Consider the following 480-nt stretch of genomic DNA (forward strand, 5'->3'; position numbering starts at 1 on the left):
ATTTGAGGTCGCGGCTCGTATAACCGTTGGTGGCGACAATGACATGAGGGGCAGCGATGGTTCCTTTTGAAGTTCGAACAGTTTTCCCGCTCGCGCCATGCTCGACGCCCACCACATTGGTGAGAGGATACAGCCTGACACCAGCATCGAGCGCCTTGCGGACAAGACCCGCGTGATAAAGCCCGGGATGAATCGACCCGAGATCCGGAATGATCGCCCCGCCATGGTAGCTGTCGGAGGCGATTTCCGTATGAACTTCATGGTTCTCGACCACGGAATAGTCGAACCCGACGGCCTGTCGGGTCTGTTCAAGTTCGGCAATCAAAGCTCGAAAATGGGCTTTCGAATTGGCGCCAATGAAGCGGCCACAGGTCTGGTAGTGGCAATCGATACGCTCACGCTCGACGAAGGCCTGGACGCCGCGCAAAGCAGCATCAAGCTCACGATAGACCTTTACCGCGTACTCGCGCCCCGACCTCG

The 480-nt window shown here is 57.5% G+C and carries 1 protein-coding gene; it reads right to left on the reverse strand.

What is annotated here, in order from left to right; all coding sequences use genetic code 11:
- The coding region (locus tag EN750_RS38545; RefSeq protein WP_145968401.1) for an FAD-binding oxidoreductase at positions 1 to 480 on the reverse strand (480 nt) is incomplete at both ends.

Origin of the sequence: Mesorhizobium sp. M7A.F.Ca.ET.027.03.2.1, assembly GCF_003999175.1 — a bacterium.
GTDB lineage: Bacteria > Pseudomonadota > Alphaproteobacteria > Rhizobiales > Rhizobiaceae > Mesorhizobium.